The sequence below is a fragment of the Streptomyces sp. NPDC050546 genome, from assembly GCF_044457425.1.
Lineage (GTDB): Bacteria > Actinomycetota > Actinomycetes > Streptomycetales > Streptomycetaceae > Streptomyces.
Map to the genome: position 1 here is coordinate 95,585 of NZ_JBITGX010000019.1, position 13,517 is coordinate 109,101.

Consider the following 13,517-nt stretch of genomic DNA (forward strand, 5'->3'; position numbering starts at 1 on the left):
CATGCCCACGAGGATCCTCCCGGCAGTCGGTGAAGCGGACGCCGTCCGGTCCATCACGACGCTGCTCAGCCAGCTCCCGGACGCCGAGCCGGTGGCCCCGGTGGCCGACTCCACCCAGCTCATCGACACCCTCGCGCGGCTCGCCGCCGAGTCCGTCGACGAACTGCCCGAGGTCGTGGTCGTGCACGAGCGGATCGGCCCGGTGCCCGCGCTGGAGCTGATCCGCGAAGTGGCCCTGCGCTTCCCGGCCGTCGGCGTCATCCTCGTCACCTCGGACGCGAGCCCCGGCCTCTTCCAGGCCGCCATGGACTACGGCGCCCGCGGCCTGGTCGCCCTGCCCCTGAGCTACGAGGAACTCGCCAGCCGCGTCCAGGCGGTCGCCCAGTGGTCCGTCGGCGTACGTCGGCACCTGGGCGCCGGCGGCGACGTCTTCACCGGCGTCGGAGGCACCGTCGTCACCGTCAGCGGCGCCAAGGGCGGTGCCGGAGCCACCCTGACCGCCATCCAGCTCGCCCTGGCCGCCCAGGCCTCCGGCCGCAGCACGGCCCTGGTCGACATGGACCTCCAGACCGGCGACATCGCCTCCTACCTGGACGTCCAGTTCCGCCGCTCCGTCGTCGACCTGGCCGCCATCACGGACATCTCCCCGCGCGTCCTGGCCGACGCGGTCTTCCGCCACGACACCGGCCTCGCCCTGCTGCTCGCCCCGGCCGAGGGGGAACGCGGCGAGGACGTCACCGACCGCGCCGCCCGCCAGATCGTCAGCGCGCTGCGCTCCCGCTACGAGATCGTCGTCATCGACTGCGGCGCCCAGATCGGCGGCGCGGGCGCGGCGGCCGTGGAGATGGCGGACCGGGCCCTGCTGATCACCACGCCGGACGTGGTCGCCGTACGGGGCGCCAAGCGGGCGGTACGGATGTGGGACCGGCTGCAGATCCGCAAGGCCGAGGAGACGACCGTCGTCGTCAACCGGCACAGCCGCGGTACGGAGATCCAGCCGCCCCTGATCCAGAAGATCACCGGCACGGCGGTCGCCGCCACCGTCGTCCCCGCCAACTTCAAGGAACTGCAGAGCGTCGTGGACGCGGGGCGTATCCACGAACTGGAGAACAAGAGCGCGGTGAAGCAGGCCCTGTGGGGCCTGGCGGGGGAGTTGGGCCTGGTCAAGGTCCCGGACGGTGCGCAGAAGGCGGGCAGGCTCCGGGGCGACCGGGGATCGGTGAACTTTCGACGGCGGAGGGAGGGATGACAGTGCCGAAGGTGCGTTTAAGGGACCGGGGCCGGGACTGGGACCGGGATCGGGATCGGGATCGGGGCCAGGTGACCATCGAGTTCCTCGGGATGACACCGACGATCATCGTGACGTTGGTGGCGCTGTGGCAGGTCGTCCTCGTGGGTTACACCTTCACGCTCGCGGGCAACGCCGCGGACGAGGCGGTACGGCAGGCGACGGCGGCGGAGCCGGGAGCGCGGCAGGGCGCGTGCGAGGCGGCCGGGCTCAAGCACCTGTCGGACGCGTGGCGCTCCGGCGCCGAGGTGACCTGCGGCGGCTCCGGCTATGTGACGGCCGACGTCAGGCTGGAGGTCCCCATCCTCTTCCCCGGCACGCTCTCCGTGCCGTTCCCGGTCAGGGGCCACGCCGGTGCGGTCGAGGAGGCGGACTGAGATGGCGCGTCCTGACAAGGGCCGTGACAGGGGCCAGGTCGCGATCGAGTACATCGGCTTCCTGCCGATCCTGATCCTCGTCGGGCTGGCGGCCGTACAGCTCGGTCTGATCGCGTACACGGCCCAGCAGGCGGGGACGGCGGCCCGGACGGGGGCGCGGAGTGCGTCGCTGGAGGGGCCGTACGACGCGGACTGCCGGGCGGCGGTGAGCAGCTGGCTCGAGGTGACGGGCTGTCCGGCGTCGTACGGCGCGGACGAGGTCACCGTCACGGCCACCGTGCAGATCCCGTCCCTGGTGCCCGGCTGGGACTTCGACCCGGCGGTCAAGACCGCCACGATGCCGCTCGACCACTGAAAACCGCCACGACGGCGCTCGACCACTGAGAGACGAGCCTCGACCACTGAAAGACGAGCTAGGAGCACCGCACTCATGAGCCTGCGAGCACGCATCAACACCCCCGAGGAGAACGGCAACCGGGGCGAGGACGGCCACATGGTCGCCTCCTACCGGGCCAAGCTCCTCGAGGAGATCGACCTCGCGGAGATGAGTTCGCTGGCCGCCGCCGAGCGCCGGGCACGGCTGGAGCGGGTGCTCGGGCACATCATCAGCCGCGAGGGCCCGGTCCTGTCGACCGTGGAACGCTCGCAGCTGATCCGCAGGGTGGTCGACGAGGCGCTGGGCCTCGGCATCCTGGAGCCGCTCCTGGAGGACGCCTCGATCACCGAGATCATGGTGAACGGCCCGGACGCCATCTTCGTGGAGCGCGGCGGCCGGGTGGAGCAACTGCCCCTGCGCTTCGCCTCGAACGACCAGCTGATGCAGACGATCGAGCGGATCGTCTCGACGGTCAACCGCCGTGTCGACGAGTCGAACCCGATGGTCGACGCCCGCCTCCCCTCCGGCGAGCGCGTCAACGTCATCATCCCGCCCCTGTCCCTGACGGGCGCCACCCTCACCATCCGCCGCTTCCCGCGCTCCTTCACGCTCCAGGAGCTGATCGGCCTCGGCTCGCTCGACGAGCACATGCTGTATCTGCTGGCGGGCCTGGTGCAGGCGAAGTTCAACGTCATCGTCTCGGGCGCGACGGGCACCGGAAAGACGACCCTGCTGAACGCGCTCTCCGGGCTGATCCCCGGGGGCGAACGCATCATCACCATCGAGGACTCGGCCGAACTCCAGCTCCAGCAGGCCCACGTCATCCGCCTGGAGTCCCGTCCGCCGAACGTCGAGGGCAAGGGCCAGGTGTCGATCCGCGACCTGGTCCGCAACTCCCTGCGCATGCGCCCCGACCGCATCGTCGTCGGTGAGGTCCGAGGCGGCGAGTCCCTCGACATGCTGCAAGCCATGTCCACGGGCCACGACGGCTCCCTCGCCACCGTCCACGCCAACAGCGCCGAGGACGCGCTGATGCGCCTGCAGACCCTCGCCTCCATGTCGGACGTGGAGATCCCCTTCGTGGCACTGCACGACCAGATCAACAGCGCGGTGGACGTCATCGTGCAGCTCACCCGGTTCGCGGACGGCGCCCGCCGCATCACCGAGATCGCCCTGATGGACAGCCACGGCAGCGACCCGTACCGGCTGGTCACGGTCGCCCGCTTCAACGCGCGGCCCATGAGCTCCGACGGCCGTATCCACGGCGCCTTCGAGTACTTCCCCGTCCCACGCCGCACCGCCGACCGCCTCTACATGGCGAGCCAGCCCCTCCCGCAGGCCTTCGGCATCGCCCGGTCGGCGGACCAGCTAGCCACCCGAGAAGCCAGGTAGGACCGACCGATGGATCTGCAAACGCTCATCACGCTCACCACGGGCGTCACCCTGCTGACGTGCGTCCTCGCGGTCGTCGGCCTGCACTCCTACGCCACGGGCAAGGCACAGCGCCAGGCGCTCGTCGACCGCCTGTCCGCCACCGGCCAGATCCCGGCCGGCGGCCGTCGCCGCCACTTCCGGAACCTGGATCGCCGCCTGCGGCGCACCAAACTCGGCAGGAAACTGGAACTCCGCCTGGCGGCGACGGGCCTGGACATCACCCCGGGTGAGTTCTTCGTCTACATGCTCGCCACGGTCGCGGGCCTGTGGCTGACCGGCCAGGCGGCCCTGGCGCCGTTCTTCGGACCGCTGGCGGGTCTGCTGGGCATCGGGGTCGCTGTGCAGTTCCTCAACTGGCAACGCCAGAAACGCATCGAGAAGTTCATCAACCAGCTCCCCGAGATGGCCCGGATCCTCGCCAACGCCACCCAGGCGGGACTGGCCCTGCGCACGGCGATCGGCATGGCGGCGGAGGAGATGGAGGCCCCGGCGGGCGAGGAACTGGGCAAGGTCTCCGCGCAGCTGGCGGTGGGCGCGTCGCTGGACGACGCACTCGACGAAATGGCGGACCGGCTCCCGTCCCGTGAACTGGTCGTCCTCGTCACCACCCTCGTCCTGTCCAACCGGGCGGGCGGCCAGGTCGTCAGCGCCCTGCGGAACCTCACGGAGACCCTGGAGGAGCGCAAGGAGACCCGACGCGAGGTCCGCACCCAGCTCTCCCAGGTGAACATGACGTCGTACGCGGTCCCGGTCCTCGGCGTCGGCTCGCTCTTCCTCATGAACGGGGTGAAGGACGGCGCCCTGGACCGCATGACCGGCTCCCCGTTCGGCCAGGGAGCGGTCATCATCGCCTTCGCGCTCTACGCCGTCGGCTTCGTCCTGATCCGCCGCCTGTCCCGCATCGACGTCTGAGAAGCCAGGAGGGAACGGAATCCATGGGACTGCTTCTCGCCCTGCTGATGGGCCTCAGCGTCTGGGGCATCTTCGCCGGCATCCGCATGTACCGCGCCGAGGCCAAACTGCCCGGCGACCTCGCCTTGGCCCTGGAGGTCGGCTCCACCCGCACGGGAGCGGTCGACTCGCTGATCGACCGCATGGGCATGCGCTACGCGCCCGCGGTGCTGCGCCTGATGGGCCCCAAGCAGGTGGCCAAGTACCGCCGCAAGATCGACCTGGCGGGCAACCCGGGCGGCCTGACGATCGACCGCTACGCGGCGCGCCGGGCGGTCTACGGGGCACTGGGCGGGGTCGGCTTCCTGGTGTTCCTCATGCGCGGCCAGCTCCTGGTGGCCCTGTTGCTGCTCGCCTTCGGCGCGTTCTGGACGGAGGTCGGCATCTGGTCGGCGATCCGCATCCGCAAGGACGTCATCGAACGGACCCTGCCGGACTTCCTGGACGTCCTGGCGGTCGTGGTGAGCGCCGGCCTCGGCTTCCGCCAGGCCCTGGACCGGGTCGCGTCCAAGTACGAGGGTCCCTGGGCGGACGAACTGCGCATCACCCTCCGCCAGATGGACCTCGGCATGAGCCGCCGCGACGCCTTCGCGGAACTGCGGCGCCGTAATGACTCCGAGCAGGTCGCCATGTTCGTCACGGCGTTGCAGCAGGGCGAGGAACTGGGCGCGCCGATCGTCGACACGCTGGTGTCGCTCGCCAAGGACATGCGGCGCACGGACGCGCAGAACGCCCGCCGCAAGGCCGCCCGGGCCGTTCCCAAGGCCACGATGATGATCACGACCTTCATGGTCCCGGCCACGATGCTCCTCCTCGGCGCAGGCCTGATCCTCGGCTCGGGCACGGACTTCGGCTCGGTGACGGGCAAGTAGGGGGCTAGGCATGTCGATGACAGGGGAACGCGCCGGGCTGCTGCGCCGCCGCCCCAAGACACCGGAGATCACCACGCCACCGGCGGGCACGGTCCTCCCGTCCCACGTCCGCACGGGCGCGCCGGACATTCCGGTGACATCGGCGACACCGGCGTTGCCGCCGGGGTGGGAGCCGGTGGAGCGGGTTCAGGGGGGTGGGACTGCTGCTGCGGCGGCAGCCGCGACCGGGGATAGTGGGTCAGTCGCCGATGCTGATCAGCCCCCACTGGGGCCACCCGCACGCGCCCACGAAAGCCGCACGGGTGGTACGGGTGGGAATCCGATCCCGGCCGAAGGCCGGGACGCTCCCGCACCCGCGAACCCGGCGATCCCCATCCAGATCAACGCCCTGCAGGCAATGTGCCGCCAGGTCTTCGGCTTCCGCCTGGCCATGATCGCCCTGGCCACCCCCACCGCCCTCCTCAACGCCAACGAGGGCGTCCCCACCCGCCTGGTAGGCGCAGCCGTAGTCGTCACCTTCATGACCTCCTACGCCCTCTTCAGGGACTGGGAACGCTTCGGCCCCCTCCTCCTCCGCCACCCCACCCTCCTCGCCGCGGACACCCTCTTCGGCGCCCTCCTCCTCATCTCCGCAGGCCCCGACAGCACCCTCGCCTACGTCAGCGTCTGCACCCCCCTCCTGGCCGGCCTCGTCTACGGCTGGCGAGGCGCGGCCGTCTTCGCCAGCCTCCAGGCCCTGCTCCTCCTCCTCATCCACGCGGCACAGGAGAACCCACCCCCCGGCCTCGCGGAGGCGACTCTCCTGCCCGGCCTCTGCGTCGTCGCCGGCGCCGTCGGCTCCAGCCTCCGCAACCTCATGCTCCGCTTCGGCGCGGCCACCCAGGCCCTCACCACCGTCCAGGCCAGGCTCGCCGTGACGGAAGCGGTCAGCGCCGAACGCGCCCGGCTGGCCCGCGAAATGCACGACTCGGTCGCCAAGACCCTGCACGGCGTGGCGCTGGCCGCCGACGGCCTCGAAGGCTCCACGGGCGCCGACCGGATGAACCCGACCCTGATCAGACAACAGGCGGCACTCGTCGCCCGCTCGGCCCGCCGGGCAGCCGCCGAATCCCGCGAACTCCTGGCGGACCTGCGCCGCGAATCGGACCCGGCCCAGGCCACGGACGTCCTGGTCGAACTCGCCGCCCGCACCCGCGACTTCAGCACCCGCACCGGCTTCCCCGCCGTCTACCGCCCCACCGGCGAGCACTCCGTACCCCCCGTCCCGCCCGCGGTGGCTCGCCAGCTCCTCACCATCGCCTCGGAAGCCATGGAGAACGCCCACCGCCACGCACACCCGAGCCGCGTCGACGTCAGCGCGGGCGTCCACGGCGACCTGCTCCGCATCAGCGTGTACGACGACGGACGCGGCCTCCCGCCCGGCACGACGCTCGAACAACTCCGCCGAGCGGGCCACTTCGGCCTGGTCGGCATGGTCGAACGCGCCGCCTCGGTGGGCGCCCGCATCCGCATCGGCCGCGGCGGCCACCCCCAGGGCACGGAAGTCCGCCTGGAACTCCCCCTGGCCGCCCTGACCACCCTCACCGCATAACCCACGACACGAGAGGAGGCCCCCGATGCCGGACCAGCCGCTCCCACCCCCACCCCCCGGTGCACCACAGCCGCTGCAGAACCCGTTCGCCGACCTCCCGCGGCCCGCCCAGCCGAGCCGCACCCTCCGGGTCGTCGTGGCGGACGACAACCCCGTGGTCCGCGCGGGTCTCACCGCGCTCCTCTCCGGCCGCGCGGACATCACGGTCGTAGCGGAGGCCGCGGACGGCCGCCAGGCCTACGAGGCCGCCCACCAGCACCGCCCGGACGTAGTCCTCCTGGACGTCCGCATGCCCGGCGTGGACGGCATCTCGGCACTCCCGTACCTGGTGGGGATCGCCCCGGTCGTGATGCTGACGTACAGCAGGGAGTCGGAGATCGTCCAGGAGGCCCTGCGACGAGGAGCGGGCGGCTACCTGGTCCACGGCGAGTTCACGGCCGACCAGCTGGTCGAGGCCGTACGGGACATCAAGGAGGGCAGGGCCCACTTCACCCCCACGGCGGCGGGCGCCCTGCTGGCCCAGCTCCGCCAGGAGCAGGCGCCGACGCAGGCCCTCCCCGAGGGCATTGGCCAGTCATCAAATGCGACTGCATACGGAATTTCCGCCTCCGCAAATCCGCATACTCAATCTCAACCACCCGCTCCACCAGCAAACTTCAATCCACCTCCCGTCTCGCCTCCACCCACTTCTCCAGAAAACCTTTCGCAAGTGCAACCGCATGTGGGACAGTCATCGTCTGGATGGACGACGAGTAGTCGTCCTGCCGCTCCGGACAGGTCGCGGTTCCAACTGAGCACGAGGGAGGCGGAGATCATGGACCTCATCGCGTCCGGCATGAACAACCAGCAGATCGCCGCCACGTGCTTCATCAGCGAGAAGACCGTCAAGAACCACATCAACCGCATCTTCGCCAAACTCCACAGCACCAGCCGCTCCGAGGCCGCCGCGAAATGGATCGGCACGGCACCGGACTCACACCGAGGACTGGGGTGACCATCGGTGACGGTCTGGGCGAAGAGCTGGTCGGGCCCGCGCGATTGGGCCCGGAATTGGGCCCTGGGGCCCTCTGACGGACGGGGTGCCCCGCCGTACGTTCCTCCTGTCGAAAGCGACACAGCCGAAACCGGAGGGGAACACCATGAGCGACCTGATGCTGAAGACCGCCGTCGCGACCAAGGTCCGCGTGAACGGCTGGAAGAACACCACGGCCGAGGCGATGCAGCGCCGCGCCGGCGACAAGGGGCAGACGGCGGTCGAGTACCTGGGCATCATCGCGGTGGTGGTGGCGATCGTGCTGGCTATTACGGGTACGAACATCGGGCAGACGATCCTCACCAAGATCCAAGCGCAGATCGCCAAGGTCGCTCCTTGATGCGACGACCTCGCCGGTACGGCGACGCAGGGCAGGCCTTCCCCATCTACATCACGGTGGTGGGGGGCCTGCTCTTTCTCGCGTTCGCGTACTTCGCGGTCGGCCAGGCCGCGGCGAACAGGAACGGCGCCCAGACGGCCGCCGACGCGGCGGCTCTCGCGGCGGCTCAGGACAAGCGGGATCAACTCGCGGGCGCGTGGGTGAAGGACGTACTCGACCCGAACAAGTGGCAGGCCATCTTCGACGGCAACGCCGAGGTGCTCCGTGAGTCATGCTGGCGTGCGCATCAGCTCGCCGCACAGAACGACGCCACAGTGCTCGGCTGCGGGAATCCGGGGGGCCCTCTGCGCTTTTCGGTCGAAGTGCGGACCAACAAGCCCATGGGGGACTCGATCGTTCCCGGCGAGGCGAATCGAAAGGCGCGCGCTTCCGCCGACGCTGTGATCGAGGCACGCTGCGATGTCGACCCCCCGGCCGAGGACGCCGGCCCCGACGTACTGCCGCAGCTCTTGTGCGACGGCGACGAGAAGTGGGAGCTGGACCCGGACGATCTCGATGTTCTGCCGAAACCCGAGGACCTCTTCGACGTCCACCTGGCCGAACCACAAGCGAACGACGAGTGATGAAGGAAGCAGAGAGATGAGCATTCGGTTCACTGCGAAGGCCCGCAGGGGGATGGTCGCACTGACCGCTGCGGCCGGACTTGCCCTCGGCGTGGTCGGCTGTGGCGGCGGTGGTGACAACGATGACAAATCGAGTCCGTCGGCGTCCGCATCCAAAGACAGTGGATCCAAGCCGAGTGCTCAAGAGGGAGAGGCGAAGACGCCTCTCGCTGAACTCAAAGGGACGGACGGGCTGCTTCTGCAGATCACTTCTGCCCAGAGGGACGCGGGCGGCTTCGTCACGGTGAGCGGCAGCCTGAAGAACGACGGAGGGGAGTCGGTGGCCATCCCCGCTCAGACGAGTGGCGACGAGACCGAGGTCATCAAACACGGTCAGTCGCTCGGCGGTGCCACACTCGTGGACTCCAAGGGCAAGAAGCGTTACTACGTCCTTCGTGACACCGACGGGCGCCCATTGACGACAACGGGTCTCACAACCCTCGAGGCCGGGCAGACGCTCCCCGTGTTCATGCAGTTCCCTGCCCCACCGGCCGACACGACCGATGTCGCTCTGCAACTGCCGACGTTCTCCAGCGGCACCATCAAGATCTCCGGGTGAGGCCCGCCATGACCCCTACGCGTACCCGAACGGCGACCCCACGCCTCGCCCTGGTCCTCACCGCCGCCACCCTCATGGTCGCCACGAACATCTACGGCGCCGTCTCGGCCCACGCCGACGAAACGCCCGGCGTTCCCCCCGGCACCGAGGCCTCCCCCTCCGCTCCAGTCGAGGTCGACCCCAACGACCCCGACCTCAAACTCCCCGAAGGCGCCACCCTGGCCTCCGCCAAGGTCCTCGACATCAAACAGGTCGTAGAAGACCAGAGCGGCGACGAACGCCGCGAGGACACCAACGCCGACGTCAAGTTCGCCCTCCAGGCCGAGGTCCTCTTCGGCAAGGACAGCGCGAAACTCAGCGCCGAGGCGAAGTCCCGTATCTCCGCGATCGCCGAGGAGATCAAGACGCAGAACGCGACGAAGATCCGCGTCTTCGGCTTTACTGACAACCTCGGCTCCTCCGCCCACGGCGACGTCCTGTCACGGAAACGCGCCGACGCCGTACAGAACGTCCTGGACCAGGAACTGACCGACTCCGACGTCACCTACGAGGTACGCGGCTACGGCGAGCAGTACCCGATCGCGGACAACTCCTCGGAACCCGGCCGCAAGAAGAACCGCCGGGTCGAGGTCTCCTTCCCGCGCACGGAGAGCTGAGTCACCAGCACCCACTCGCCGGGGCCCGCCTCTCGCCACGGCAGGCAGGAACGGGCCCTGCGGTTCAAGTTGGGCCGAGGGTGGGCCCGGGGGCCCATGTGCCACTGATCGATTCTCATTAGCCTCGGCCGGGCGCCCGCCTTGAATGCCCGCCCGCGAACCGAGGTCACACATGTCCGGTGCCGGTAACTCAATACCCCCGAGTGGCATTTGGGGTGCGCAGAACTCCCCCTCCTGGGACCGGCGTTCGCCGTTACCACGGGAGCTGGGCTGGGCGCAGGTACTGCTGTGGGTGCAGTTCGCGCTGACGGTGCTGTACGTGATCACCGTGCTGTCGGTGGTGTCGTACTACTCCGGGGAGATCTTCGGGATCCTGGTGTACGACTCGCTGCCCAGTGTGGCGGGGGTCTACCTGGCCCGGCGCCTGTGGCGGGGCGGGGTCTGGACGAGCCGCGCACTGATCGCCGTACAGGCGTGGATCGTGTGGCTGTCTTTCGGCACGCTGATGCACGGTGATCTGCGGGGATTCACGCAGGCGGCGATGCCGGTGGCGGTCATCGTGCTGCTGCGTCAGGCCACGTCGCGGGAGTGGTTCCAAGCCGCTCCTCAGGACAGGGAGGAGCGGCGGGCGTTCAGCATCGCGAGGATGATCCGCTGGCGCCGCGACGAGGGCCAGACCGCGGTGGAGTACGCGGGGCTCGTAGCGGTCGTCGCCGCGATCATCCTCGCGCTCTCGGTGGGCGGCCTCGGCGGGCGCATCGCGGACGGCATTCAGTCGGCGGTCTGCTCGGTGACGGGTACGGCCTGCGCCGCTCCGCAGGGCGATGGTACGGAGACGGATGCGGGGGGCAACGACGGTGCCCGGCATGGCGGTTCGGGAGCCGGCACCGACGGAGGCAACGGCGCGTACCCGGACGGCGGCGCGGGGGCAGACCGTGGTTCGGGCGCGAACGGCGAGACGGGGTCCGAAGGCGACTCGGGCACCGACGGCGGTTCGGGTGGCCAGGAAGGCACGAGTGCCGGCGGTGGTACAGGCGACAATGACAGCGATGGCGGTCCGGCGTGGTCGACTCGGATCATCACCTATGAGGGCGCGGGGACGAACGACACAGTCCCACTCGCTCCGGGACCGTTCGAGGAGAGGTCGCTCTGGGACGACGTACATGACCAGGAACGTCACGACAGAACGTTCATGGACCATGTCCGTGGATTCTTCGTGGCCCCGACCAAGAGCTTCCTGGCCAGCACGATGGACTTCGTCAGCGACCCGGTCGGCTCGATCAAGGACAGCTGGAACGGCCTGAAGGGCTACACCACGGACTGGTGGGGCGACAAGGCCGACGAGCTGGGCAAGGAGTGGGACAAGGGGAACTACGTCTCCTCCGTATGGGGCTGGGTCAACTCGCCCGAGGACTTCGTGTCCGACCTGGCGATCGACACGTTCGTGGACAAGGAGAACTGGGAGAAGGGCAACTACGGCGCTTCCATCGGCAACACCGTGGTCAACGTCGTCGGCATATTCAGCCCGAAGACGATCACGAAGTTCACCAAGTTCAAGAAGCTGGCAGAGGTCGGTGAATCCCTCGACAAGGCGGCCGACGCAGCCGAGAGAGCGCGCAAGGCGGCGAAGGCGGGCGACGCCGAGGATGCTCGGAAGGCGGCGAAGGACGCCGACGAGGCGGCGGACGCGGCAGAGAAGCAGGCCCGCGAGTCGGGCTGCACCATCGCGGCGCCAGCCCACCGGATCCCGTTCGGCGGCAGCCCACCCGGGACCACCACTGGCCTCCTCGCCGGCTCCTCCGGCACAGGCACCACGATCCTCGCCGCCGGCCCGTCCGACTCCCCGTACGTCATCCTCGCCGAGGGCGGCTGCGACGAGGAGGCCAAGGAGGGGGCCCAGGATGCCCGGGAGAAGGCGGACGAGGCACAGCAACATGCGCTGGAGGCCCAGGCGGAGGCGGCGAAGGCCGCCATCAAGCAGGGCAGGCTCAGTATTGACGAGCGCAACATTGACGACTTTGTCAGGAACGCCAAGAAGAACCCTGGCAAGAAGGAGATCGGCAAGGACCAGGCGGCGGCCGCGCTCGACGAGCTCACTGATCTCGCACGACGCAAGAACGTCGACCGGGCGGGCGCGAGCAAGCTCGGCTCGGAGGTGACCAACGCGCGTACCGCCAGCAGGCTCGAGGAGATGCTTGCTGAGGTGCGCGGTGTGCGGCGAGCCTCGGAGGACGCGGCACCCGACAGCATCGTGCACACCGCGGTCGGCTCGGAACACAATCGGCGTCAGGTCGAGGTAGCGCCCGGAGAAACCGTGGATGTGTCGAACGTGCCGGACGCCGATGTCCTGTACAAGGGGCAGGACGGCAGGGTGCACCTGGTCGAAGTGAAGAACACGGTGAACCCGACGCGTCAGCCGGAATTCGTCGGGAAGATCAACACACTCTCTGAGTGGAAGAAGGCGAATCCGGACAGAGCGGCTCGTGTTGAGATCGACAAGCCCGATAAATGGACTGAGGTTTTCCGGCCCATCAAGGGTCAGAAGGCCTCTCCTGCCCAGCTCATGAACGAGAAGGGAGTTGACGCACGTATCGGTGATGCGAGCTTCACGGCCAAGCAGTTGGGTGACATGCAGCGGGCGCTGGAGACGAAGTACAGCCGAGGTGAGGAAATCGACTGGAAGCGGTTGAACGACAACCCCGAGGGGGCGTTGGAATACCTAGGTCTGGAATGACGGTAGGCCGGGGCGAAGCCAAGGAGGAGGGTGACGGCTCGGAAGCCGTCACCCTGTGACGCACGACTGGCGCCCCCCAGGTTTCCGTTCAGCCGCCGAACCAGACGACGAGGCGGACGTTGTCCTCGCCATGGAGTTCGGACAGCGTACCCATCACATTCCACACAGGTTGCCATGGTCCGTCGGTCGGTACCAGGTCGCGATAGGCAGGGACGACAGGTCGGTACACCTCGTTGCCGAGCATTAGCTCTCCGTCGGCGGGCCACCGGGAGGGAACGATGTTGCCTTCTCCGAACTTGGCGGCGGCTGAGTCGTACAGCTCATCGGGGAGTGCGGCCAATCCCTCAGGCACGAGGGACCCTTCATGGGTACGGGACCAGCGCCGGGCCCAGTACCGAGACGGGCCGTCGGTGCAGGGGGCGTTCCAGTCGACAGCCGACAGTTCACGCCACGAGAACCACGAATGACTGTGGCCTTCGAAATCGTCCGCATCCCTTCGTACTGTGTCCGAGATATCTGCGGGGGCCCCGCGCTCAGGGAAGAGAGCTCTGACAGGCTCCACACTCCGGACGTCAAAGAGCGCTGACCACGACATGTAATCACGGGCCCAATGAAGGTGCCGGAGTTCGGAGAAGGGCTCCCAC

The 13,517-nt window shown here is 69.0% G+C and carries 14 protein-coding genes; 13 read left to right on the forward strand and 1 reads right to left on the reverse strand.

The genetic code is table 11. The annotated features are described in order from the left end of the window. The first annotated feature begins 1 nt into the window (after position 1). From ACIBK5_RS36015 to ACIBK5_RS36075, 13 genes are all read left to right on the forward strand, one after another. Entirely contained in the window at positions 2-1,249 is a 1,248-nt protein-coding gene (locus ACIBK5_RS36015; protein WP_399026423.1) for a CpaE family protein, read from the forward strand. Beyond that, a complete protein-coding gene (locus ACIBK5_RS36020) occupies positions 1,246-1,665 on the forward strand; it encodes a pilus assembly protein (RefSeq protein ID WP_399026425.1) in 420 nt (139 codons plus the stop codon). The genes ACIBK5_RS36015 and ACIBK5_RS36020 overlap by 4 nt, the downstream gene beginning before the upstream one ends. A gap of 1 nt (position 1,666) precedes the next feature. Then, positions 1,667-2,020 (forward strand): TadE/TadG family type IV pilus assembly protein, encoded by a 354-nt coding sequence (locus ACIBK5_RS36025; RefSeq protein WP_399026427.1) that lies wholly within the window; start codon positions 1,667-1,669, stop codon positions 2,018-2,020. A gap of 75 nt (positions 2,021-2,095) precedes the next feature. Then, positions 2,096-3,433: a CpaF family protein gene (locus tag ACIBK5_RS36030; protein WP_193481763.1), complete on the forward strand. Its 1,338-nt coding sequence runs from the start codon at positions 2,096-2,098 to the stop codon at positions 3,431-3,433. Positions 3,434-3,442: 9 nt separating this feature from the next. Further along, entirely contained in the window at positions 3,443-4,387 is a 945-nt protein-coding gene (locus tag ACIBK5_RS36035) for a type II secretion system F family protein (protein ID WP_399026429.1), read from the forward strand. Between the two features lie 23 nt (positions 4,388-4,410). Then, entirely contained in the window at positions 4,411-5,298 is an 888-nt protein-coding gene (locus tag ACIBK5_RS36040; protein WP_399026431.1) for a DUF5936 domain-containing protein, read from the forward strand. A 10-nt stretch (positions 5,299-5,308) separates the two neighbouring features. Continuing rightward, positions 5,309-6,889, forward strand: coding sequence for a sensor histidine kinase (locus ACIBK5_RS36045; RefSeq protein WP_399026433.1), 1,581 nt, complete (start codon positions 5,309-5,311; stop codon positions 6,887-6,889). 25 nt (positions 6,890-6,914) lie between these two features. Beyond that, positions 6,915-7,883: a response regulator gene (locus tag ACIBK5_RS36050; RefSeq protein WP_399026435.1), complete on the forward strand. Its 969-nt coding sequence runs from the start codon at positions 6,915-6,917 to the stop codon at positions 7,881-7,883. A gap of 145 nt (positions 7,884-8,028) precedes the next feature. Then, a complete protein-coding gene (locus tag ACIBK5_RS36055) occupies positions 8,029-8,262 on the forward strand; it encodes a hypothetical protein (RefSeq protein WP_399026437.1) in 234 nt (77 codons plus the stop codon). Then, positions 8,262-8,885: a pilus assembly protein TadG-related protein gene (locus ACIBK5_RS36060; protein ID WP_399026439.1), complete on the forward strand. Its 624-nt coding sequence runs from the start codon at positions 8,262-8,264 to the stop codon at positions 8,883-8,885. The genes ACIBK5_RS36055 and ACIBK5_RS36060 overlap by 1 nt, the downstream gene beginning before the upstream one ends. Positions 8,886-8,901: 16 nt before the next feature. After that, complete coding sequence (locus tag ACIBK5_RS36065) at positions 8,902-9,483, forward strand: hypothetical protein (RefSeq protein WP_399026441.1); 582 nt, start codon at positions 8,902-8,904, stop codon at positions 9,481-9,483. Positions 9,484-9,491: 8 nt separating this feature from the next. Further along, positions 9,492-10,139 carry an OmpA family protein gene (locus ACIBK5_RS36070; protein WP_399026443.1) on the forward strand — a complete coding sequence of 216 codons (648 nt, stop codon included), beginning with the start codon at positions 9,492-9,494 and terminating at the stop codon, positions 10,137-10,139. A gap of 292 nt (positions 10,140-10,431) precedes the next feature. Then, complete coding sequence (locus ACIBK5_RS36075) at positions 10,432-12,873, forward strand: Flp family type IVb pilin (RefSeq protein WP_399026445.1); 2,442 nt, start codon at positions 10,432-10,434, stop codon at positions 12,871-12,873. Positions 12,874-12,961: 88 nt separating this feature from the next. Here the strand turns inward: ACIBK5_RS36075 and ACIBK5_RS36080 are convergent, their stop codons facing one another. After that, positions 12,962-13,225 carry a hypothetical protein gene (locus ACIBK5_RS36080; protein WP_399026447.1) on the reverse strand — a complete coding sequence of 88 codons (264 nt, stop codon included), beginning with the start codon at positions 13,223-13,225 and terminating at the stop codon, positions 12,962-12,964. Positions 13,226-13,517: the final 292 nt, after the last annotated feature.